This is a genomic window from Streptomyces sp. NPDC041191 (assembly GCF_055591945.1).
Genome location: NZ_JBVIZC010000014.1, coordinates 12,629 through 32,651, shown reverse-complemented (window position 1 = coordinate 32,651; position 20,023 = coordinate 12,629). Strand labels below are relative to the sequence as shown.

Below are 20,023 nucleotides of genomic sequence, written 5' to 3'. Positions count from 1 at the left end.
GCCGCGCGGGGGGCGTCGCTGCCCGCCGGCCGCCGCCTGGTCCGGGTCGCCTCGCTGCTCGCGGCCCTCGGCCTGTGGCAGGCGCTGACCTCCCTGGACGTCAACCTGTGGCTGCGGTTCGAGCAGTTCCCCACGGTGGTGGAGATCGCCTCCGCGTTCGCCGACCGGGCCGGCACCGAGGCGTACTGGCAGGACCTCGGCCACAGTCTGCGCCGGATCACGGCCGGCTTCCTCCTGGCGGCCGTCCTCGGGGTGGCCGCCGGGACGGCCGTCGCCCGGTCCCGGTGGGCCTCCGACCTGCTCGACCCGCTGGTGGAGGTGGTACGGCCGGTCCCGGCCATCGCCCTGGTCCCGGTCGCGATCCTGCTGCTGCCCACCAACGAGCAGGGCATCGTCCTCATCACCTGTGCCGCCGCCCTCTTCCCGGTCCTCGTCTCGACCCGGCACGCGGTGCGGGCGCTGGACCCCGTGTGGGAGGAGGCCGTGCTCACCCTGGGCGGGGGCCGGGCCCGGGTGCTGTTCTCGGTGGTCCTCCCGGGCGCCCTGCCGGGGGTCTTCGGAGGTCTGTCCGTGGGGATCGGCGTCTCGTGGATCTGCGTGATCTCGGCGGAGATGATCTCCGGCGAGTACGGGGTGGGCTACCGCACCTGGCAGGACTACACGGTCGTCGACTATCCCGGCGTCTTCGTCGGCATGGCCACCATCGGCGTCCTCGGCCGGCTCACCTCCACCGCCGTGGAGGCGCTCGGCCGCCGGGCCACCTCGTGGCTGCCGCGTCCGGCCGAACGGACCGGCGCCGGGCCCGGCCGGGCGGTCGCCGCTCCGGCTCCCGCCGCTCCCGGCCGGACGCCCTCCCGTCCCGTCCCCCTGCCCGAGAAGGAGCCGGTGCCATGAGCGCCACGAGTGCCGCGGGTGCGGAACTCGCCCTGCACGGGGTCCGGTTGGGCCACCCGGACGGTTCCGCCGCGTCCGGTCCCGCGGAGCTGCGGATCGCGCCCGGTGAACTCCTCGCCGTCGTCGGCCCGTCCGGCTGCGGCAAGACGACCCTGCTGCGCACCCTCGCCGGGCTGCTGCCTCCCCTGGAGGGGCGGGTCACCCAGGACGGGGTGCCGGTGCGCGGGCCAGGCGCCGACCGGGCGCTGGTCTTCCAGCACGACGCCCTGCTGCCGTGGCGGACGGTCCGCGCCAATGTGGAGCTGCCCCTCGCGATCCGCCGGGTCCCGCGCGCCGAGCGGCGCCGCGCGGCGGAGGAGTGGCTGGAACGGGTCGGGCTGGCCGGGCACGCCCTCAGGCTGCCGCACCGGTTGTCCGGCGGACAGCGTCAGCGGGTGCAGCTGGCCCGCGCCCTGGCCGGCCGGCCCCGGGCGGTCCTGATGGACGAGCCGTTCGGCGCGCTCGACGCGCACACCCGGGCCGGGATGCAGGACCTCCTGGTGGAGGTGTTGCGCGGTACGGGCGCGACCGTCGTCTTCGTCACGCACGACGTGGACGAGGCCCTCCACCTCGGCGACCGGATCGTCCTGTTCGCGTCCGGCGAGGTCCTGGACGTGCCGCACCCGCGCTCGCGGGAGGCCGGGGACGCGCCCGCGACGGCGGCGCTGCGCCGCCGGGTCCTCGACTCGCTCTGACCCCTCCGGACGGACCCGCCCCGCCGGTCCGTCCGGAGCCCCGCCCGTACCGGTCCGCCGGTCCCGCCCGTACCGCCCCGTCCGGCCCCGCCTCCCCGACCCACCCGAAAGGCATCCCGTGGACACCCCCCTGACCGTCCCCGACCCCGCCGCCGCGACCGAACTCTCCTGCGACGTGCTCGTCGTCGGCGGCGGCACGGCCGGCACGATGGCCGCGCTGACCGCCGCCGGGCGCGGGGCGGACGTCCTCCTCCTGGAGAAGGCGCACGTGCGGCACTCCGGCGCCCTCGCCATGGGAATGGACGGCGTCAACAACGCGGTCGTGCCGGGCCGGGCCGAACCGGACGACTACGTCGCCGAGATCACCCGCGCCAACGACGGCCTCGTCGACCAGTCCACCGTCCGGCAGACGGCGACCCGGGGCTTCGCGATGGTGCGGCGCCTGGAGTCGTACGGGGTGAAGTTCGAGAAGGACGAGCACGGCGAGTACGCGGTCCGGCAGGTGCACCGGTCCGGCTCGTACGTCCTGCCGATGCCGGAGGGGAAGGACGTGAAGAAGGTCCTCTACCGGCAGCTGCGGCGGCGCGAGATGCGGGAGCGGATCCGGATCGAGAACCGGGTGATGCCGGTGCGGGTGCTCACCCACCCCGACGACGGGCGGGCCGTGGGCGTCGCCGGGTTCCACACGCGCACGGGCGAGTTCGTCGTCGTGCGGGCCGGGGCCGTGATCCTGGCGACGGGCGCGTGCGGGCGGCTCGGGCTGCCCGCCTCCGGGTACCTGTACGGCACGTACGAGAACCCGACGAACGCGGGCGACGGCTACGCCATGGCGTACCACGCGGGAGCGGCGCTCACCGGAATCGAGTGCTTCCAGGTCAACCCCCTGATCAAGGACTACAACGGGCCGGCCTGCGCCTACGTCGCCAATCCCTTCGGCGGGTACCAGGTGAACCGGCACGGCGAGCGGTTCGTGGAGTCGGACTACTGGTCGGGGCGGATGATGGCCGAGTTCGCGGCCGAACTCGCCTCGGACCGGGGGCCGGTGTACCTGAAGCTGAGCCACCTGCCCGAGGAGACGGTCGGCGCGGTCGAGTCGATCCTGCACACCACGGAGCGGCCCACCCGGGGCACGTTCCACGAGGGGCGCGGTCACGACTACCGGACGCACGACGTCGAGATGCACATCTCCGAGATCGGCCTGTGCGGGGGCCACTCCGCCTCGGGGGTGCGGGTGGACGACCACGCCCGGACGACCGTGCCCCGGCTGTACGCGGCCGGGGACCTGGCCTCCGTACCGCACAATTACATGATCGGCGCGTTCGTCTTCGGCGACCTGGCGGGCGAGGACGCGGCGAGGTACCGGGCGTACGAGGGGGAGTTCGACGCGCGGCAGGTCGCGGAGGCCCACGAGCTGGTCTACCGGCCGCTGCGGAACCCGGACGGGCCGCCGCAGCCGCAGGTGGAGTACAAGCTGCGGCGGTTCGTCAACGACTACGTGGCGCCGCCGAAGACGGGGGCGAAGCTCTCCCTGGCGGTGGAGGCGTTCGACCGGATGTCCGGGGAGATCGCCGGGATGGGGGCGCGCACGGCCCACGAGCTGATGCGGTGCGCGGAGGTGTCGTTCATCCGGGACTGCGCCGAGATGGCGGCGCGGGCGTCGCTGGCGCGGACGGAGTCGCGCTGGGGGCTCTACCACGAGCGGCTCGACCACCCGGAGCGGGACGACGCGGGGTGGCTGTACCACCTCGACCTGCGCAAGGCCCCCTCCGGGGCGATGGAGTTCACCGCGCGGCCGGTCGAGCCGTACCTGGTGCCGGTGCCGGAGTTCGCGCCGCCGGGCGGTCCCGAGCGGCACCTGGGCGAGGTGGAGCTCGTGCCGGTGGCCACGGCGGGGCCCCGGGACGCGGTCCCGGCGGCGCGCGCGAAGGCGGACGCGCCCGTCCCGGCCGGGGAGACGGCGGCGGTGGCGGCGCCCTCCCCCCGGCTGCTCGAACTGCTCGCCCTCGTGGAGGACTCCCCCGGCCTCGACGTGCTCGGCCCCTATCTGGACGACGCCGATCCGGGGGTGCGGGCCGCCGCCGTCACCGCCCTGGGCGAGACCGCTCCGGCCGGGGCCGGGCCGGCGCTCGCCGCAAGGCTGCGGGACGGCTCTGCCCGGGTGCGGGCCGCCGCCTCGGCCGCGCTGCGCGAGCTGGTCGAGGTGCTGCCGGCCGGGCCGGTGCTCGCGGCGGGCCTGCGGGAGGCCCTGGACGTGCCCGACGCGGGCGTGCGGGCCGCCGCGCTCGCCGTCCTGCGGGCGCTGCGGCTCGGGGACGCCGCGCTGTACGCCGCCGCGCTCTCCGACGCCGTCGTGGACGTACGGGTGGAGGCCGTCCGGGCCCTCGTCTCGGCCGACGCGGTCGCGGAGCTGGCGCCGGCCGCTGCCGACCCGGCGCGCGAGGTGCGGGCCGCGGCGGCCAGGGGGTTCGCGGCCGTGCGGGAGCCCCGGCCGGAACCGCTCGCGCCGCTGCTGGACGACGCGGACCCGCTGGTCGCGGGCGCGGCCCTCGCCGCCCTGGCCGGTACCGGCTGCCCGCCGGAGTACGCGGCGCGGGCCGTGGCGGCGCTCGGCTCACCGGCCTGGCAGGTGCGGGCCGGGGCTGCGACCGCGCTCCGGGCGGCCGCCGCCTCCCTCGCCGTCCCCGCGCTCGCCCCGGCGCTCGCCGACGCGAACGCGGACGTGCGCAGGGCGGCCGTCCTCTCGCTCCTCGCCCACCGGGACGAGCCCGCGGCCCGTGCCGCTCTCGCCGGGGCGGCCGACGACCCCGACGCGGACGTGCGCGCCTACGCCGCCCGGGCGGCCCACGCGGTCCATTGACCCGCGGCCGTTCCCCGGTGGTGTGGTGACCGGCGGCGGACGGGTGAGTCCACGCATGGGAGGGGGCGGGACGGGGAAGGGGCGCACGGCGCACTCAGGACGACGAGGAGGTGGTGCCGGTGTCGGGGCCGACGACCGGGGAGGCACGGGGAGCACCGTGCTGGCTGAATCTTTCCGCACGGGATCTCGGGGCGGCGGAACGGTTCTACGGGGCCGTGCTGGGCTGGACGTTCCGGAGGGGGGCCCTCGGCGACGCGTACGCGGTGGGCGAGCGGGACGGGGTGCCGGTGGCCGGGATCGCGGCCGTGGCCGCCGAGATGGCGGTGCCGGTGGCCTGGACGGTCTTCTTCGGCGTGGACGACGCCGACGCGACGGTCGGGCGCATCCGGGAGCGCGGCGGCACCGTCGGCGTGGGCCCGGTCGCCTTTCCGCCCCGGGGCCGCGCGGCGCTCGCCACCGACCCGGAGGGCGCGGCGTTCGCGGTGTGGGAGGGGCGGCTGGTGTCGCGCTGGCAGGTCGGTGAGCGGCAGGCGCCGGCCTGGGTGGAGTTGCACACCCGCAACGCGTTCGACGCGGCCGTGTTCTACGGCGGGGTCCTCGGATGGGCGGAGGGCGGTCCCGGCCGCTCCGAGGTGTCGTACGAGGACGACCAGGTGGTCCTGCGGCACAACGGCGAGGCCGTCGCCCGGCTGAACAGCGGTCCGGTCGAGTCCGCCTCTCCCCGGCCGCAGCTGCGGCCGCGCTGGCTCGTCCGGTTCCGGGTGCGCGATCTGGAGGCGGCGGAGGCGGCGGTCGTGGAGCACGGCGGTTCGGTGGTCCCGGGCGGCGAGTGGGGCGGTGTGCGCCCGGCGGCCGGCGGTGAGCGGCGCGTGGTGGTGCGGGACCCGGACGGGGCCCTGTTCACGCTGGAGGCGGAGGAGCGGGAGTAGGAGGCGTCCGTGAGGGCCCCGGCCGCCGTGGAGACGCGGCGGACGGGGCCCTCACGGCGTCCGGCGCGGGCCATCGCGGCCACCCCCGCCGGACGGGCGGCGCCGGCAGGGGCCGTCCCCGCGTCCCCGGCCGGGCCGCCCCGCTTCGGGACGCCCCTGGCCGCGACCGTGAACGACCGACGGGGGCGACCCCGCCCGTGGCCGTGAACGACGGGCGGAGGCCGTCCGGTGACAGGCCCGCCCGGTCCCGGCGGGGTTCGGCACACCGTCCCGTCCGCACGGGCCCCGCGCCCCGAGGAGATCCCCCGTCCCGCCGCCGTTCCGGCGGGAGTCCGACGACGGAAAGGCGGTCCGGGCCGCCGGACACGCCCCCCCCCGGGGGCGGGGGCCGGCCCCCGGGGGGGCATTCGTCCGGGACATCCCACTCCTCCGGCCCGCCCGGTCAACAGTACGTAACGCGAACGCCCTTCTCGGACAGAACTCTTCCTTCCGCGGGGCGCCTCTGGGATCTTGCGTCCACCCCACACACCACAGGGCCCGGAGGGCGTCGCACGTGCGCGTCGCCGGGCCGTCGGAGGACGCCTTGCTTTCCCTCATATCCAGCCGGCCGAGAACGTCGGCCGCGGTCGCCGCGGCCCTCGGCACGGCCCTGGCACTCGCCGCCCCCGCCGGACCCGTCCACGCCGCCCCGTCGGACACCGCGCCCGTCGCGGCCCGCGCGGCGGGGGCCGGCCCGGCCGCCACCACGAAGGCGGCGGCCCCGGCCTCCTGGGCCGCGGGCACCCGCGCGTACCTGGTGATCACGGCCCCCGGCGGCACCGCCGCCGTGACCGGCGCCGTCACGGGCAACGGCGGTTCGGTCTTCGCGGCGTACGACGCGATCGGCGTGATCGTGGCGCACTCGGCGTCCCCGTCGTTCGCCTCCTCGACGCGCACGGCCCCCGGCGTCCAGCAGGTCGGCGCGACCCGCACGTCCGACGTCCCGGCCGACGCCTACGACCCGGTCCTCCCGGCCGATCCCGCGCAGTCGGCGACGACGCTCACGGAGACCGACCGCTGGGACATGACGCAGATCAAGGCCGACCAGGCGTGGGCGGTCACCACCGGTTCGGCGTCGGTGAAGGTCGGCGTCCTGGACACCGGCGTGGACGACCGGCACCAGGACATCGCACCCAACTTCAACGCCGCCGACTCGGCCTCCTGCGCCTACGGCAGGGCGGACACCCGGGCGGGCGCCTGGCGGGACGTCGACACCCACGGCACGCACGTCGCCGGCACGATCGCGGCCGCCAGGAACGGCAAGGGCGTCGTCGGCGTCGCGCCGGGCGTGCGGATCTCCTCGGTCCGCATCGCGGAGCCGAACAGCACGCTGTTCTTCGCGGAGAACACGATCTGCGGCTTCGTGTGGGCCGGCGACCACGGCTTCAAGGTCACCAACAACAGCTACTACACGGACCCGTGGCAGTTCAACTGCCCGGACGACCTGGACCAGGCCGCCATCATCGAGGGCGTCCGCCGGGCGCAGGAGTACGCCGAGGGCAAGGGCTCGCTCCAGGTCGCCGCCGCCGGGAACTCCAACTACGACCTGGCGAACAAGACCACCGACACGGCGAGCCCCAACGACTCGACCCCGGTCACCCGCACGATCACCAACGCCTGCGTCGACATCCCGACCGAGCTGCCGGGCGTCGTGACCGTCGCCGCCCAGGGCAACGGCGGCGCCAAGGCGTCGTACTCGAACTTCGGCAACGGCGTCATCGACGTCGCGGCCCCCGGCGGCGACGGCTCCTCCGGCGTCTACTCGACGCTCCCGGGCGGCAAGTACGGCAGCATGAGCGGCACGTCGATGGCCTCCCCGCACGTGACCGGCGTCGCGGCGCTGATCGCGAGCGTGAACCCGTCCTTCACCCCGGCGCAGATCCGGGACCGGCTGGGCGTCCAGGCGACCGACAGGGCCTGCCCGTCGGACACCCGCTGCACGGGCACCACGGCCAGGAACGGCTTCTTCGGGGAGGGCGCGGTCGACGCCCTGAAGGCGGTCGGCGGCTCGACCCCGCCGCCCGGGAAGTACTTCGAGAACCAGACGGACGTCACGGTTCCCGACAACACCACGGTGGAGAGCCCCATCACGGTCGGCGGCGTGACGGGCAACGCGCCGGCGGCCCTCGCGGTGGGCGTGGACATCAAGCACACCTACATCGGTGACCTGAAGGTCGACCTGGTGGCCCCGGACGGCAGCGTGTACCCGCTGCACAACCGGACCGGCGGCAGCGCGGACAACATCGTCCGGACCTACACCGTCAACGCCTCCTCCGAGGTGGCGAACGGGGTGTGGAAGCTCCGCGTGAGCGACAACGCGAGCCAGGACACGGGCAGGATCGACGCCTGGAACCTGACCTTCTGACAGGACGCGCCCCCGGGACGGGGCCGGAGCCGACCGGGCTCCGGCCCCGTTCGCGTGCCCGCCCCCGGAGTGTTCGCGCGCGTACACCGGGAACGTTTCGGAAACAAGTCCTCGCCGGGGGGTAGGCGAGCCCGGCCGCTTGCTATACGTTCCGTCTAACAAGCTTGCTAGACGGGACGTCTAACAAGTCTCCGAGTCGATCGCGACCCAAGGAGCCGCACCATGGCAAGCAGCACCGTTCGCCCGGACAGCCACGACGGGGCCGAGGACAGGGGCGTCCCGGACTCGGACGTCGCCGAGCGGCTGCTCCGGTCCTCCGCCAAGCTCTCGTACGACCCCGCCGTCGAGGTGGACTGGGACACCCCCCTCGACAAGGACTTCCACGGCCAGAGCCCCGAGTGGAACAGCCTCTACGGCACGGCGTACTGGAACGAGATGACCGACGCCCAGCGCAAGGAGCTGACCCGGCAGGAGGCCGCCTCGGTCGCCAGCACCGGCATCTGGTTCGAGATGATCCTCCAGCAGATGGTGCTGCGCGACATGTACGCGAAGGACCCCACCGACCCCCGGTTCCAGTGGGCCCTGACCGAGATCGCGGACGAGTGCCGCCACTCCATCATGTTCGGCCGCGGCTCCGCGAAGCTCGGCGCCCCCGCCTACCGTCCGCGCCGCGCGGTCCTCGAACTGGGCCGCGCCTTCAAGACGGTGGGGTTCGGCGAGGCGGCGTACGCCGCGATCCTCGTCGCCGAGGAGGTCCTCGACGTGATGCAGCGCGACTGGATGCGCGACGAGCGGGTCGCCCCCTTCGTCCGCACCATCAGCAACATCCACGTCGTGGAGGAGTCCCGGCACATGAAGTTCGCCCGGGACGAGACGCGCCGCCGTCTCGCGCGGGCGGGCACGGCCCGCCGCCACTTCCACGCCCTGGTCATCGCCATCGCCTCGTACTACATCGTCACCAGCATGGTCAGCCCCGACGTGTACGCGCAGGCCGGTCTCGACCCGGAGCGCGCCCGCCGCGAGGCCGCGGCCAACGAGCACTACAAGTCCCAGCTGCGTTCCAGCTGCGCCGGGCTCATGGAGTTCCTCGCCTCGGCCCGCCTGCTCACCCGGCCCGCGCTCTTCGTCTACAAGCGCGCCCACCTCATCTGATCCCGCACCCCGAGCCGAGTCGACGAGATGACCTACGCGATCACCCAGACCTGCTGCAACGACGCCACCTGCGTCGCCGTCTGCCCGGTCAACTGCATCCACCCGACGCCCGGGGAACCGGACTTCGGCACCACGGAGATGCTGTACATCGACCCCCGGGCCTGCATCGACTGCGGCGCCTGCGCCGACGCCTGCCCGGCCGAGGCGATCTTCCCCGCGGACCGGCTGACCGAGCGCCTGCGGGAGTACGAGGCGATCAACGCCGCGTACTACGCGAACCGCGCGGACCGGCCGGCCGTGGCCTCGCCCAACTTCCACGCCTGGGACGAACCCTCCTTCCCCCGCTCGCTCCCGTCCGACTTCGCGCCGCTGCGGATCGCCGTCGTCGGCACGGGACCGGCCGGCATGTACGCGGCCGAGGACCTGCTCCTGCACACCAACGCCGAGGTGACGCTGATCGACCGGCTGCCGGTGGCCGGCGGACTCGTCCGGTACGGCGTGGCGCCCGACCACCCGGCGACCAAGGGCGTCGGGGACGCCTTCGCCCGCTTCCACTCCCACCCCCGCGTCCGCGTGCGGCTGGGCCTGGAGGTCGGGAAGGACGTCACCACCGGGGAACTGGCCGCCCACCACGACGCGGTGATCTACGCGGTGGGCGCGCCCTCCGACCGGCGGCTCGGCATCCCCGGCGAGGACCTGCCGGGCAGCGTCCCGGCGACCTCCGTCGTCTCCTGGTACAACGCGCACCCGGAGACCGGCGCGGACGCCGTCCCGCTCTCCGCCGAGCGCGTCGTGGTGGTCGGCAACGGCAACGTGGCGCTCGACGTCGCCCGCGTCCTGGTCATGGAACCGGCCGCCCTCGCCGGCACGGACATCGCCGACCACGCCCTCGCCGCCCTGAACGGCGCCCGGACCCGCGAGGTGGTGCTGCTCGGCCGCCGGGGCCCCGCGCACGCCGCCTACACGGCCTCCGAACTGCTCGGCCTCAAGCACCTCCCGGGCGTGGACCTGGTCGTGGACGACCGGGACCCGCGCACCGGGGCGGCGATCGACGCGGCGGCCCCCGGGGAGAAGGCCGCGCTCCTGCGGGACGTGGCCCGGGAGACGGTGGACTGGACGCGGCCGCCCGCGCCGGACCGGCGCCGGATCGTGCTGCGCTTCCACTCCGCTCCGGTCGAGGTGCTCGGCACCGACGCGGTCCGGGCGGTGCGCGTGACCGAGGAGGGGACGGAGGCCGGTACGGAGATCGGGACGGGGCTGCTCGTCCGGGCCGTCGGCCACCGGGGCGTGCCGCTCCCGGGACTTCCGTTCGACGAGGCCACGGGCACCGTGCCGCACGAGGCCGGCCGGATCACCGGCCTGCCCGGGAGCTACGTCGTCGGCTGGATCAAGCGCGGGCCCTCCGGCGGCATCGGGGCCAACCGCGTCTGCGCGGAGGAGACGGTCGGGACGCTGCTCGCGGACGCGGTGTCCGGCGCGCTGCCCGCGCCCACGGGCACGGCCGCGGAGTTCCGCCGGCTGGCCCGGAGCCGCAGCGGGGGCCTCGTCGACGCGCGCGGCCTCGCGGCCATCGACCGGACCGAGCGGGCACGGGGCCGGGAGACGGGCCGTCCCCGGGTCAAGTTCGCCACGGTGCCGGAGCTGGTCGCGGCGGCGAGGACCGGCCGGCGGCACCGGCCGGCCTGAGGGCCGGGGCCCGCCCGGACGCCGGACCCGGAACGCCCTCCCGGCGGTGTGCGCCGCCGGGAGGGCCACCCGGCGGGCGTACGGCTCCCTCCGGGAGGGAGGTCAGGACCTGCGGCGAGGCTTTCCGCTCCGGCCGCCGCGCGCGGAGCCCCCGGCTCCGCCGCCCTTGCCGGCCGCGGGCCGTCCCCGGGTGCGGGGCCCGGCGCCCGGCTTGGCGGACTTCCCGGACGGGGCGGGCTTCCCGGACCTGGCGGGCTTCTGCTCCTTCTGCCCCTTCTTCTCCTCGGCGCGGCGGCCCCGGGTGCTGTTCACCGTCCGGCCCCGCACGATCCCGATGAACTCCTCCACCAGGTCGGGGGCCTCGTCGGCGGCCGGCCACGACAGGGCCACGCGCGACTGGGGAACACCGGTGAGCGTGCGGTACGTGAGGTCCTTGCGGTGGTGCAGGCGGGCGAGCGACTGGGGGACGACCAGCAGGCCCACCCCGGCCGCGACGAGCTCGACCGCGTCGGCGGTGGTCGCGGGGCGTTCGAACGCCGGACGGCCCGGCGGGCGCTCCCAGCCGAGGGTGTCGTCGAGGGGGTGCAGGACGAGCTCTTCGGCGAGGTCGTCCGCCGCGACCTCCTCGACGGCCGCGAACAGGTGGTCCTTGGGGACGACGACGACCGACGTCTCCGTGTAGAGCGGGATCGCGCTGAGGTCGTCCCCGTCGACGGGCAGCCGGACGAGCCCCGCGTCGGCCGCGCCCTCCCGGAGGGCGCCGAACGCCTCGGCCGGGGTCACGGAGAGAAGGGCCAGCGGCACGTCGGGCAGGCGCTCGTTCCAGACCCGCACCCACTTCGAGGGGGTGACGCCCGGCACGTACGCGAGCCGGAACGAGGGGGAGTCCGGGGTGGGGTCCGCGGGGGAATCCGGGGAACGGTCCGGGGAGGAGTCCGAGGGAGAAGCGTCCGAGCCTGTCACCCCGCCAGGTTACCGGTAGCCGCCGTGGTCGGAGGTCGGCCGCACGCTCGATACCCTGGACGCATGACGTCGCACCAGAACACCCAGACGATGAAGCCCGCGACCGCGGCGAAGAAGCTGGGTGTGTACCTCGAGGCCACACCCGTCGAGTTCCAGGAGGGTGTCGTCTCGCGCACCGAGCTGAACGAGCTCCAGGCCGATCCGCCCGCCTGGCTCCAGGAGCTGCGGAAGAACGGTCCGCACCCGCGCCCGGTGGTCGCGTCGAAGCTGGGCGTCTCCATCGCCGGCCTCGCGCGCGGCGGCATCACCGAGCCGCTCACCACGGCGCAGATCGACGCGCTCAAGGAGGAGTTCCCGGAGTGGCTGCGCAAGGAGCGCGCCATCCAGGCGGAGGTCCGCAAGGAGGCCCTCCGGATCAAGGAGCGCGACGAGGAGCGGGCGCGGCGCACGCAGGAGGACTGACCGCCTCCCCCGCCCCGCCCTCTCCCCGGTCCGCCGGGCGTGACGGGCGGGCGGCTCTCCTTCCGCCCCGGGGGGCGGACGATCCCGGCAGAAGGAGCCCCATGACCACCGCGGAGCAGGCCGCGACGGCGGAGCGCAACCTCCGCCCGCCGGACGCCCGGGCCTCGCTCGGGGCCGGTGTCGTCGTGGTGGACGCGGACGGCCGCGTTCTCCTCGGCCTCCACCGCTCCGGGGTGTGGGAGCTGCCCGGCGGTCAGGTCGAGCCGGGCGAGTCCGTGGAGGACGCGGCGGTCCGCGAGCTGGCCGAGGAGACGGCGCTCGTCGCGGACGCCGCCGACGTGGAGGTCCTCGGGCTGATCCTGGACTCGGTCACCTCGGACCGGCTGACCCGGCTGACCGCGGCCACGACCCTGCGCGCCTTCCGGGGGGTGCCTGCCGTGACCGAGCCCGACAAGATCGAACGCTGGGAGTGGACGGACCCGGACCGGTTGCCGGAGGCGCTGTTCCTGCCCTCGGCGCAGGTGCTGCGGATGTGGCGGCCGGACCTGCCGATCCCCGGCGGCCCGTTCCACCGGTACGCCCTGGGCCGGCTGCCCGGCTGACGTCCGGCGGCTCAGCCCGGCAGGGTGCGGGCCACCCGGAAGCCGACGTCGTCGATGCGGAGGGCGGGGTGGCTGCGCCGGCGCACCGAGGCGCGGCAGCTCCAGTGCTCGTCGAACCAGCCGCCGCCGCGCAGCACCCGGTAGCCGCCGTAGACCTCGGGGTCGTACAGGTCCCAGCACCACTCCCAGACGTTGCCCAGCATGTCGTGGAAGCCCCAGGCGTTGGGGAGCCGGCCGCCCACCGCGCGGAGGCGTTCCCCGGAGTTCCCCCGGTGCCAGGCGATCTCGTCGAGCGGGCCGTACCGCGCCCCCGTGGTGCCGGCCCGGCAGGCGTACTCCCACTCGGCCTCGGTGGGCAGCCGGTAGCCGTCGGCGGTCCGGTCCCACGCGGTCCCGTCCGCGCCCTCCCCGTCCCCGGCCCGCGTCCGGTAGGCGGGGGTGAGGCCCTCGCGGGCCGATAGGGCGTCGCAGAAGCGGACCGCGTCACTCCAGGAGACCCCCTCCACGGGGAGCCGGTCGCCGTGCGCGGCGCCCGGCCGCTCCCCCGTGACCCGCTCGTACAGCTCCTGCGTGACGGGGGCGGCGGCCAGGGCGTACGGCCCGACCTCCACCGTCCAGCTCCGCTCCGTGCGCCGGTCCGACAGGGTGACCCGCCCCCGCCGGACGGCGATCGTCCCGTCCCCCGCGACCGTCTCCATCCGTCCATGATCGCAGCTTTTCCGCGCCGCCGAGCGGGACGTGACGGCTCTGGCTAGCGTGGTTCCCAGGAAGCACGTCATCGACCGGAAAAGAGTCAGCGTCATGGCCTCACGACCCGAAGGCACGCCGGTCTGGACCGACGCGATGTTCACCGACGCCGAGGGCGCCAAGGCGTTCTACGGCGACGTGCTCGGCTGGACCTTCGCCGAGGCGTCCACGGAGTTCGGCGACTACACGCAGGCGTACAAGGACGGAAAGGCGGTCGCGGCCGTCGTGCCGCCGATGCCCGGCCAGGACACCCCGCCGCGGTCGGCCTGGTGTCTCTACCTCTCCTCGCCGGACGTCGCCGCCACGGCGGAACGGATCAGGGAGGCGGGCGGCACCGTCCTGATGGAGCCGATGCGGGTCGGGGAGTTCGGCTCGATGTGCATCGCGCGGGACCCGTCGGGCGTCGTGTTCGGCGTCTGGCAGTCGGGGACGCACCGGGGCTTCGAGCGGGAGGGCGAGCCCGGCTCGTACATCTGGGCGGAGGTGTTCACCCGGGAGCCGGAGAAGTCGGACGCCTTCTTCCCGGCCGTCTTCGGCTACGGCTCGAAGAAGATGAAGGACGACCACGTGGACTACCGGGTCTTCGACCTGGGGGGCGGGCCGGTGCTCGGCCGGATGGTGATGCCGGCCGGGGACTTCCCGCCGGAGGTCCCCCCGTACGTCCAGGTCTACTTCGCCGTCGACGACTGCGACAGGGCCGTCGAGGCGGCGGAGCGCCTGTCCGGGCGGACGGTCTTCGGCCCGATGGACAGCCCGTTCGGCCGGTTCGCGGCGCTCCTGGACCCGCAGGGCGCCCCCTTCGCCGTGATCGACCCGGGGACCACGACGGGCGACATGCCCGAGATGGAGTGACCCGCCCCGCGCCCGGAGGTCACGGCCTGAGGCCGGACACCACGTCGGCGGTGGCGGCGACGCCGTCGTGGATGGTGGGCGCCATGCTGGTGCCGGCGAGGAAGAAGCCGAGCAGGGCGCAGACGATCGCGTGCGAGAGCTTGAGGCCGCCGTTCCGCAGGAAGATCACGGTCAGGATCAGCAGGAGCAGCACAACAGAAATGGAAACGGCCATCGCCTTCACGTCCCTCCGACGCCGCACCGGAATTGCGGCTTTCGGCGGACAGTGTGGCGGAATGAGCGTTCCGTCCGGGCGCGTGGCGGGGCGGCCATACGGGTGAGATCGGGGCGGGGCCCCGAGCGGACGGACCGGCCCGGCCCGCGCGACCGGGGCCTCCCCGGCACCCGGGCGGCGCACCGCGTCCGGGCCCGGAGCGGCGGGCCGAGCGGCGCGCACCCGCCGGGGGCCGGGGCCCCCGGGCGGTCACGGGACGCTCAGGGGGTCTCCTCCGCGGGCAGGCAGTCCCGCCATTCCACCGTGCGGTCGCACCAGCGGTTCAGGAGGACGCGGTCGTGGCCCACGGCGAGGAGTCCCGCGCCGCTCTCCGCGCGGTACGCCTCGACGGCGGCGACCAGGGCCGCCGTGGTGGAGGCGTCGAGCATCGCGGTCATCTCGTCGCAGATCAGCCAGCGGGGGCGCAGGCTCAGGGCGCGGGCGAGGCAGGCGCGCTGGAGCTGACCGTCGCTGACCTCGTGCGGGCGGCGCACCAGCAGGTCGGGGGTGAGGCCGACGGCGGGGGCGAGTGCGGCCAGACGGTCGGGGGCCTCGGCGCGGCGGCCGGTGGCGCGCAGCGGTTCCACGACGAGGTCGGCGAGGGTGAGCCGGGGGTCGGCGGCGGTACGGGGCTGCTGGAAGACCACGCCGACGGCGGTGCGCAGCTCGCGCGGGGCGCGGTGGCGCCAGGTCCGCACCTCGGTGCCGTCGAGGACCAGACGGCCCGCGTCGGGGCGGTGCAGGAGGGCGGCGACCCGGGCGAGGGTGGACTTGCCGCAGCCGCTGGGGCCGAGGAGGCCCACCGACTCGCCCGGGGCGACGGTGAGGGAGGCGCCCCGGAAGACGGGGGCGCGGCGGTCGTATCCGGCGGTGACGGCGTCGAGTTCAAGCACGGGGGTGCTCCGGGTGGTGGCAGGCCACCCCGGCCACGGGCTCGGGGCGGATGGCGCAGAGGTCGGTGGCGCGGGGGCAGCGCGGGGCGAAGGCGCATCCCCCGGGCAGCGCGGAGAGTTCCGGGGGCATGCCGGGGACGGGGGTGAAGGCCCGGTCGGGCAGGGCGTCGAGGAGGCCCCGGGCGTAGGGGTGGCGGGGTCCGGCGGGGCCGAAGAAGCGGTGGGCGGGGGCGATCTCGACGATCCGGCCCGCGTACATGACGGCGACGCGGTCCGCGATCCGCTCGGCCGCGGCCAGGTCGTGGGTGATGAGGAGGAGGGCGCGGCCGTCGTCGGCGTGGCGGCGCAGTTCGTCCACGGTCCGGTCGACCAGGTCGCGGTCGAGGCCGGTGGTGGGCTCGTCGGCGAGCAGCAGCCGGGCGTCGCCGATGAGGGCGAGGGCCGTCGCGGCGCGCTGGGCGAGGCCGCCGGAGAGTTCGTGGGGGTACCGGTCGAGGTGGTCGGCGGGGAAGGCGGCCCGTCCGGCGGCGGCCTCGGCCGCCTCGCGCCGGTCGCGGCGGGAGGCGCCGGTGAGGGCCCGGACGGTCTCCTCCAGGTGGGACCGCACGGTGCGGACGGGGGTGAGGTGGGCGGCGGGGCTCTGCGGTACGAGGCCGACGCGGCGGCCCCGCACGGTGCGGGCGAGGGTCTTCTCCCCGGCGGCGAGCAGGTCGGTGCCGGCGCCGCCGTCGGGGTCCGCCAGCAGGGCCGTGCCGGAGGTCTCGGCGTTGCCCGGGAGCAGACCGAGGAGGGCGGAGGCGAGGACGGACTTGCCGCAGCCGCTCTCGCCGACGAGGGCGAGGCACTCCCCCGCCGCGAGGTCGAAGTCGGCGCCGGTGACGGCGGCGACGGTGCGGCCGCCGCGCAGCCGGAAGCGGACGGTGAGGTCGCGGACGCCGAGGACGGCGTCCCCGGCCCGCTCGGCGGCGACGGCGTCGAGGGCGCGCAGGACCCGGCGGGCCGGGAGGTTCGGGGCGCTCACAGCATCAGCTCCGATCGGCGGCGCGGGTTGAGCCGGTCGCGCCACACGCCCGCGAGTCCGGCGATGGCGAGGGTCGGCACGATGAGGAGGAGGCCGGGGAAGAGGGTGGGCCACCAGGACCCGGCGAGGAGCGAGGAGCGCGCGCCCTGCACCAGGTTGCCGAGGCTGGCCTGGTGGCTGGGGAGGCCGAGGCCGAGGAAGGAGAGGGCGGACTCGTGCCACATGGCGTGCGGGACCATCAGGACGGCGGCGAGGCCGGCCTGGGGCAGGACGGCGGGCAGCAGGTGCCGGACGGCGACGCGCCACCGGGAGGCGCCGCCGGAGACGGCGGCGTCCACGAAGGGCCGGGTGCGCAGGGAGAGGACCTCGGAGCGCACGATCCGGGCGGTGGAGAGCCAGTGGGTGACGGCGACGGAGGCGATGACGGGCCAGACGCCGGGCCGGAAGAGGGCGACGACGAAGATGCCGAGGAGCAGGTGCGGCACGGAGGAGAAGGTGTCCACGAGCCGCATGAGGGCGCGGTCGGCCCAGCCGCCGAGCGCGCCGGCGGCGGCTCCCACGGCGGTGCCGATGACGGTGGCCACGAGCGCGGCGACCAGTCCGACGAGGAGCGAGACCCGCAGTCCGTAGACGCAGCGCAGGAGGAGGTCGCGGCCGAGGTCGTCGGTGCCGAAGGGGTGGTCCCAGGACGGCGGGAGGAGCTTGCGGGAGAGGTCGACGGCCTGCTCGTCGAGCTGGACGAGCGGGGGCACGAGGAGGACGGCGAGGAGGACGGCCGCGACGGTGACGGCGGAGGTCCACCGCCGCAGGCGGTGGGTGCGCGGGTCAGCCATCGAAGCCCACCCTCGGGTCGGCCAGGCCGTACAGCAGGTCGGAGAGGAGGTTGCCGAGGAGGACGGCGGCGGTGGCGAGGACGGTGAGCGCCGCGAGCAGCGGGAAGTCCACGGAGGTGGCGGCCGTGACGGTGGCGGCCGCGATGCCGGGCCAGCTGAAGACGGTCTCCACGAGCAGGGCTCCGGTGATCAGTTCGGGGACGCGGGAGCCGACGAGGGTGAGCACGGGAAGCATTCCGGAACGGAGGGCGTGGCCGGTGAGGACGGTGCGTTCGCGCAGGCCGCGGGCGCGGGCGCCGCGCACGGGGTCCTCTTCGAGGGCGTCGCCGACGCCCTGGCGGACGTACAGGAAGAACCAGGGGAGCTGGGAGGTCCCGAGGACGAGGGCGGGCAGCACGAGGTGGTGGGCGACCTGGCCGGGGGTGACGGTGTCGCTGGCGGTGTCGGTGAGTCCGCCGGCGGGCAGGACGCCCAGCTCCAGGGCGAAGAACCAGATGGCGAGGAGGCCGAGCCAGAAGGCGGGGGCGGCCTCCAGGGTGTACGCGGCGGAGCTGACCGCCCGGTCGAGGAGGCCGCCGCGGCGGCGTCCGGCGAGGACGCCCAGGAGGGTGCCGAGGGCGATGGCCACGGCGAAGGCGGTGGCGGCGAGGAGGACGGACCAGCCGAGGCGTTCGGTGATGACCTCCGCGACGGGGCGCCGCATGACGGCGGAGTCGCCGAGGTCGCCGGTGAGCGCGGAGGTGAGCCACTCCCACCAGCGGGAGAGGAGGGGGCGGTCGGCGCCGAGGTTGGCGCGGAGCTGGTCGAGGTTCTCCTGCGAGGCGGTGAGTCCGGCGGTGCCGGCGTACGCCTTGACGGGGTCGAAGGGGGACGCCTCCGCGACGGCGAAGACCGCGAAGGTGACGACGAGGAGGACGGGGACGGCGGCCAGGGCGCGCCGTCCCGTCATCCGCGCCATGGCGCCCCAGGGCAGGCGGCGCTTCACTTCTTCGCCGCTCCGGTGTTCCGGGGCGTCCAGGTCTCGACGTTCCACCAGGGACCGGCGGCGAGGCCGTGGTCGTGGGGCTCGGTCTGGGTGCTCGGGCCGTCCCAGGAGTCGTTCAGGACGTAGAGGTGGTCGATGTGGGTGAGGAAGGTGTAGCCGGGGTTCTTCACCAGTTCGCGCTGGACGGTGTCGTACGCGGCGCGGCGTCCGGCGGGGTCGTCGGTGCGGCGGCCGTCCTCCAGGGCGCGGTCGACGGTCTTGTTGTCGTACCGGGCCATGTTGTTGAAGCCGTCGCCGGCGAGGGAGGACTTCAGGAGGAGGTACTGGTCGAAGTCGGGGTCGCCGGGCGAGCCGCCGCCGGCGAGGACGGCGTCGGTCTTCATCCGGGGCTCGATGACCTCCCAGGTGCCGGCCTGGGTCGTGACGTCGATGCCGGCCTTCTTGGCGTCGGAGGCGTAGGCGAGGGCGTGGTCCTGGCGGAGCTTGTCGCCGGAGAGGTACCAGAGCGGGAAGGCGGCGCGGACGCCGTCCTTGACCCGGACGCCGTCGGGACCGGGCCTCCAGCCGGCCTCGTCGAGGATCTTCCGCGCCCCGGCGAGGTCGTGGCGGCGCTCGGTGCCCTTGGTGAACCAGGGGCTGTCGGTGGGGACGGGCCCGTAGGCGGGCTTTCCGGCGCCTTCGAGGATCTTGTCGACCATGGCCTGCCGGTCGACGGCGAGGTCGAGGGCGCGGCGGACGGCGGTGTCGCCGGTCACGGGGTGGTGGGTGGGAAGGGTGACCGTGCGGTAGTCGTAGGTCTTCGCCGTCCAGGTCTTCTTGGTCTTGTCGGTCTTGAAGCCGGCGGCGAGGTTGGGCGGCAGGATGGCGCCGTCGAGGTCGCCGGCGCGCAGCCGGGTGGCGCGGACGTCGTCGTCCTTGATGATCGCCATGGTGAACTTCTTGACCTTCGGCGCGCCGTTCCAGTAGGTCGGGTTGGCCTTGAAGCTGAGCTTCTCGCCCTTGGACCAGTCGGTGAGGACGTACGGGCCGGTGCCGATCGGCCTGGTGGTGAAGGGGCCGGTGTTGACGTCCTGCTTCGCGGCGACGTGCTCGGGGGCGATGGCGTGGACGGTGCGCTCGGCGAAGGGCGCGTAGGGGTACTTGAGCCGGAAGACGACGGTGTCGTCGCCGACCGCCTCGACGCTCCTGAGGGCGTCGAGTTCGGTGCGGGAGGGGTTGTTCGTCTTCGGGTCGAGGATGGTCCGGTACGTGAAGACGACGTCCTTCGCGGTGAAGGGGACCCCGTCGCTGAAGGTGACGCCCTTGCGGAGGGAGTACGTGTAGGTGAGGCCGTCCTCGCCGACCCGGGGCAGTGCGCGGGCGAGGGCCGGCCTGAGCTTCATGTCCGCGTCGAAGGCGAGGAGGCCGTCGAATATCTTCGCGTTGCCGTCCTTGCCGTAGCCGAGGAGGGGGCTGAGGCTGTCGGGCTCGTAGGCGATGCCGACGACCGCGGAATCCTTGGGCCCGCCGGCGCCGTCGGCGGTGGTGCCGGGGTTCGAGCAGGCCGCGGCGGTGAGGGCGAGGGAGCCCGCCAGTACCGTGGCCGCCGCGTTGCGGATGGATCGGGCGGTCATCGTGTCCGTACCCCTTTTGAAGATCAACTGCTTTTGCCAACAGCTCGCAATTAAACAGCACGCATAAGGGGTGCGGACAGACGGGCCCCTTACCCGGGGGGCGGGCGGGGCGTGCGGGGCCCGTGGGCCCGCACGGGTGGGGC

General features: G+C 75.2%; 18 protein-coding genes. 10 read left to right on the top strand and 8 right to left on the bottom strand.

Going from position 1 to position 20,023, the window contains the following annotated elements:
• The first annotated feature begins 18 nt into the window (after positions 1-18).
• From ACZ6AQ_RS25690 to ACZ6AQ_RS25660, 7 genes are all read left to right on the top strand, one after another.
• Positions 19-894, top strand: coding sequence for an ABC transporter permease (locus tag ACZ6AQ_RS25690; RefSeq protein ID WP_468762906.1), 876 nt, complete (start codon positions 19-21; stop codon positions 892-894).
• Positions 891-1,628, top strand: coding sequence for an ABC transporter ATP-binding protein (locus ACZ6AQ_RS25685; protein ID WP_468762715.1), 738 nt, complete (start codon positions 891-893; stop codon positions 1,626-1,628). Before ACZ6AQ_RS25690 ends, ACZ6AQ_RS25685 begins: the two co-directional genes overlap by 4 nt.
• A gap of 118 nt (positions 1,629-1,746) precedes the next feature.
• A complete protein-coding gene (locus ACZ6AQ_RS25680; RefSeq protein ID WP_468762713.1) occupies positions 1,747-4,485 on the top strand; it encodes a fumarate reductase/succinate dehydrogenase flavoprotein subunit in 2,739 nt (912 codons plus the stop codon).
• A gap of 110 nt (positions 4,486-4,595) precedes the next feature.
• Positions 4,596-5,414, top strand: a complete 819-nt coding sequence (locus ACZ6AQ_RS25675) for a VOC family protein (protein ID WP_468762711.1) — start codon at positions 4,596-4,598, stop codon at positions 5,412-5,414.
• Positions 5,415-5,997: 583 nt separating this feature from the next.
• On the top strand, positions 5,998-7,818 hold the full coding sequence (locus ACZ6AQ_RS25670) for a S8 family serine peptidase (protein ID WP_468762709.1): 1,821 nt from the start codon (positions 5,998-6,000) through the stop codon (positions 7,816-7,818).
• Positions 7,819-8,040: 222 nt separating this feature from the next.
• Positions 8,041-8,970, top strand: coding sequence for an AurF N-oxygenase family protein (locus ACZ6AQ_RS25665; RefSeq protein WP_468762707.1), 930 nt, complete (start codon positions 8,041-8,043; stop codon positions 8,968-8,970).
• A gap of 27 nt (positions 8,971-8,997) precedes the next feature.
• On the top strand, positions 8,998-10,656 hold the full coding sequence (locus ACZ6AQ_RS25660; RefSeq protein WP_468762706.1) for an FAD-dependent oxidoreductase: 1,659 nt from the start codon (positions 8,998-9,000) through the stop codon (positions 10,654-10,656).
• A gap of 102 nt (positions 10,657-10,758) precedes the next feature.
• On the opposite strand, the gene ACZ6AQ_RS25655 is transcribed toward ACZ6AQ_RS25660, so the two are convergent.
• Positions 10,759-11,619 (bottom strand): LysR family substrate-binding domain-containing protein, encoded by an 861-nt coding sequence (locus tag ACZ6AQ_RS25655; RefSeq protein WP_468762704.1) that lies wholly within the window; start codon positions 11,617-11,619, stop codon positions 10,759-10,761.
• A gap of 63 nt (positions 11,620-11,682) precedes the next feature.
• On the opposite strand from ACZ6AQ_RS25655, the gene ACZ6AQ_RS25650 reads away from it, so the two are divergent.
• Positions 11,683-12,081 carry a DUF5997 family protein gene (locus tag ACZ6AQ_RS25650; RefSeq protein WP_468762702.1) on the top strand — a complete coding sequence of 133 codons (399 nt, stop codon included), beginning with the start codon at positions 11,683-11,685 and terminating at the stop codon, positions 12,079-12,081.
• A gap of 101 nt (positions 12,082-12,182) precedes the next feature.
• Positions 12,183-12,683, top strand: coding sequence for a nucleotide triphosphate diphosphatase NUDT15 (locus ACZ6AQ_RS25645; RefSeq protein ID WP_468762700.1), 501 nt, complete (start codon positions 12,183-12,185; stop codon positions 12,681-12,683).
• 11 nt (positions 12,684-12,694) lie between these two features.
• On the opposite strand, the gene ACZ6AQ_RS25640 is transcribed toward ACZ6AQ_RS25645, so the two are convergent.
• Positions 12,695-13,381 carry a formylglycine-generating enzyme family protein gene (locus tag ACZ6AQ_RS25640; RefSeq protein WP_468762698.1) on the bottom strand — a complete coding sequence of 229 codons (687 nt, stop codon included), beginning with the start codon at positions 13,379-13,381 and terminating at the stop codon, positions 12,695-12,697.
• A 103-nt stretch (positions 13,382-13,484) separates the two neighbouring features.
• On the opposite strand from ACZ6AQ_RS25640, the gene ACZ6AQ_RS25635 reads away from it, so the two are divergent.
• Positions 13,485-14,282 carry a VOC family protein gene (locus ACZ6AQ_RS25635; RefSeq protein ID WP_468762696.1) on the top strand — a complete coding sequence of 266 codons (798 nt, stop codon included), beginning with the start codon at positions 13,485-13,487 and terminating at the stop codon, positions 14,280-14,282.
• A 19-nt stretch (positions 14,283-14,301) separates the two neighbouring features.
• Here the strand turns inward: ACZ6AQ_RS25635 and ACZ6AQ_RS25630 are convergent, their stop codons facing one another.
• From ACZ6AQ_RS25630 to ACZ6AQ_RS25605, 6 genes are all read right to left on the bottom strand, one after another.
• The gene (locus ACZ6AQ_RS25630; RefSeq protein WP_388695231.1) at positions 14,302-14,496 is read right to left on the bottom strand and encodes a hypothetical protein; all 195 of its coding nucleotides are present in this window, start codon (positions 14,494-14,496) and stop codon (positions 14,302-14,304) included.
• 260 nt (positions 14,497-14,756) lie between these two features.
• Positions 14,757-15,428: an ABC transporter ATP-binding protein gene (locus tag ACZ6AQ_RS25625; RefSeq protein ID WP_468762694.1), complete on the bottom strand. Its 672-nt coding sequence runs from the start codon at positions 15,426-15,428 to the stop codon at positions 14,757-14,759.
• Positions 15,421-16,449, bottom strand: coding sequence for an ABC transporter ATP-binding protein (locus tag ACZ6AQ_RS25620; RefSeq protein ID WP_468762692.1), 1,029 nt, complete (start codon positions 16,447-16,449; stop codon positions 15,421-15,423). Before ACZ6AQ_RS25620 ends, ACZ6AQ_RS25625 begins: the two co-directional genes overlap by 8 nt.
• On the bottom strand, positions 16,446-17,282 hold the full coding sequence (locus ACZ6AQ_RS25615; RefSeq protein WP_468762690.1) for an ABC transporter permease: 837 nt from the start codon (positions 17,280-17,282) through the stop codon (positions 16,446-16,448). The genes ACZ6AQ_RS25620 and ACZ6AQ_RS25615 overlap by 4 nt, the downstream gene beginning before the upstream one ends.
• On the bottom strand, positions 17,275-18,267 hold the full coding sequence (locus tag ACZ6AQ_RS25610; protein ID WP_468762688.1) for an ABC transporter permease: 993 nt from the start codon (positions 18,265-18,267) through the stop codon (positions 17,275-17,277). The genes ACZ6AQ_RS25615 and ACZ6AQ_RS25610 overlap by 8 nt, the downstream gene beginning before the upstream one ends.
• Positions 18,264-19,880: an ABC transporter substrate-binding protein gene (locus ACZ6AQ_RS25605; protein WP_468762686.1), complete on the bottom strand. Its 1,617-nt coding sequence runs from the start codon at positions 19,878-19,880 to the stop codon at positions 18,264-18,266. The genes ACZ6AQ_RS25610 and ACZ6AQ_RS25605 overlap by 4 nt, the downstream gene beginning before the upstream one ends.
• Between the last annotated feature and the right edge of the window lie 143 nt (positions 19,881-20,023).